2 protein-coding genes are annotated in these 2,488 nt (G+C 77.2%); both read left to right on the top strand.

Annotated features, from left to right (window positions below; translation table 11 throughout):
• A partial coding sequence (locus GTW08_RS16245; protein ID WP_161152166.1) for a putative PEP-binding protein occupies nt 1–1,547 on the top strand: 1,547 nt, incomplete at its 5' end.
• Between the two features lie 200 nt (nt 1,548–1,747).
• The coding region (locus GTW08_RS16240; protein ID WP_275938988.1) for a DICT sensory domain-containing protein at nt 1,748–2,488 on the top strand (741 nt) is incomplete at its 3' end.

The raw sequence follows: 2,488 nt of genomic DNA, 5'->3' as shown, positions 1-2,488 counted from the left end.
ACGCCGCCGCCGAGGCCGCGCGGATCGCGCCGGCCGTCGAGCTGGTCTCGCAGCGCCTGACCGCGCGCGCCGCGACCGTCACCGGCGACGCGCGCGAGGTGCTGGAGGCGACCGTGACGATGGTCGGCGACCCGGCGCTGCTGGAGAGCGCGCAGGGGCTGGTCACCGAGCAGGGGCGGCCCGCCGCGCGCGCGGTGTGGGAGGCCGCGAACTCCTTCGCCGAGATGCTGTCGTCGATGGGCGGCTACATGGCCGAGCGCGCCCGCGACATCCACGACGTGCGTGACCGGATCGTCGCGGAGCTGCTGGGGCTGCCCGCGCCGGGCGTCGCCGACCTGGACGCGCCCGCCGTGCTCGTCGCGACCGACCTGGCCCCGGCCGACACCGCCGGGTTGAAGCCGGGCGTCGCGCTCGCCCTGGTCACCGAGCAGGGCGGCCCGACCAGCCACACCGCGATCCTCGCGCGTTCGCTGGGGATCCCCGCGGTCGTCGGCTGCGCGGGCGCGACCCGGATCGCCGAGGGCGCCGCGCTGACCGTCGACGGCGGCACCGGTGAGGTCGTCGAGGTCGCCACCCTCGACGAGGCCACCGCGTTCGCCGCCGCCGCCTCGGTCACCGCCGAGTGGGACGGCGTCGGCCGCACCGCCGACGGCCGTGTCGTGCCGGTCCTGGCCAATGTCGGCGACGGCCCCGGCGCGGCGAAGGCCGCGGAGGCCCGGGCCGAGGGCGTCGGACTGTTCCGCACCGAGCTCGCGTTCCTCTCCGCGGCCGAGGAGCCGACCGAGGCCGCCCAGCGCGAGGTCTACACCGCGGTGCTGTCCGCGTTCGCCGGCAGGCCGGTCACCGCCCGCACCCTCGACGCCGGCGCGGACAAGCCGCTGCCGTTCCTGTCGCTCGACGGCGAGCCCAACCCGGCGCTGGGCGTGCGCGGCCTGCGGATCGCCCGCGTCCCCGGCAACGGCGACGGCGTGCTGGAGCGCCAGCTCGCCGCGCTCGCCGCCGCGGCGAAGGAGACCGGCGTCGCGCTCAAGGTGATGGCGCCGATGGTCGCCACCGCCGAGGAGGCGCGCTGGTTCGTGCAGCGCTGCCGGGCGCACGGCATCTCCCAGGCCGGCGTGATGATCGAGATCCCGGCCGCGGTGCTCACCGCCGACGAGATCATGGCCGAGGTCGACTTCGTCTCGGTCGGCACCAACGACCTGGCCCAGTACCTGTTCGCCGCGGACCGCCAGTCCGGGCCGGTGGCCGCGCTCAACGACCCGTGGCAGCCGGCGCTGCTGCGGCTGCTCGGGCTGCTCGGCGAGGCGTCGGCGCGCACCGGCACCCCGGTCGGGGTGTGCGGCGAGGCCGCGGCCGACCCGGGGCTGGCCGCGGTACTGGTGGGTCTGGGGGTCGCGAGCCTGTCGATGGGGTCCGGTGCGCTCGCCGCGGTCGGGGCGACCCTGGCCGGGCTGACGGTGGAGCAATGCCGGGAGCGGGCCCGCGCGGCCTGCGCCGCGGCCGACCCGGTCGCAGCCCGCCGCGCCGTCGCCGCTCTCGACGGCTGATCGCCGTTCGTCGCGTTCGTCCTCCCGCTCGGCTGCGCGGTGGGTGGACCGGCGGCGTCACGCCGCTGGTCGCAGTGGCCTGTGGTCCCACCGGACGTACCCGGCCACCGGTTGCCCTCGGCGACCCGCGGTTGTTGGGTCGACACACGGCGTGGTCCCGTGTCGCGAACCGGGCGCCGTCCGACGACCGGAGGTCACCCATGTCCGAGGGACCGCTTGCCCACGCCGTCCGGGTGGCCTCGGAGCAGGCCTACGTCGACGGGCTGTCCGAGGGCCGCCGCGAGGCCTGGGAGCGCGCCTCGGGCGCGCGCCCGGAGCCGGCGTCGAAGCGGCTGCTCGTGCACCTGTCGCACTCCATCGAGCGCGCGGTGATGTCCGGGCCGCGGGACGACCCGACGGTCGTCGTCGCGCTGTTCCAGCAGCTGCGCTTCTTCGACCGCGAGCGCGAGGTCTACGCGCGGATGGCCCAGGCCGGGATGCACGTCGTCGTCGCGTTCGCCGACGGCGGGGTGCACGACGTGCCGGACGGCGTCCACCTCGTGGTGCTGGACCCGGACGAGCCGCTGGCGTCGGAGTGGAGTGTCGTCGCGCTCGGGCCCGGGGCGGGCGCGTTCCTGGTCGCGACCGACCAGTACGCCCGCGACCCGCGCGAACGGGGCGAGGCCGGGCGGGTGTTCCTCGGCCGCTGGGGCTACGCCCGTGCCCAGGCCGGGACCGAGCTCGCGCGGCTGCGGTTCGCGCTGGGGGACCGGCTGCCGGCCTCGGTGCGGCGCACGGTCGACGAGCTGCTCGGCTCCTCGATGCCGACCGGCGGCGACCCGGCGGCCTCGGCGGGCACCACCGGGGAGGCCTGGGCGACGACCTCGCTCAACCACATGATCGACCGGCTGCTGTCGGCCCGGGCCGGCACCCGTGAGCTGCGATCCCAGCTGGCCGACGCC

The sequence above is a fragment of the Pseudonocardia sp. SID8383 genome, from assembly GCF_009864975.1.
In the GTDB taxonomy this organism is placed as follows: domain Bacteria; phylum Actinomycetota; class Actinomycetes; order Mycobacteriales; family Pseudonocardiaceae; genus Pseudonocardia; species Pseudonocardia alni.
Note: the sequence above shows the minus strand (reverse complement) of the source record. Positions and strands in the feature narration are given on the sequence as shown.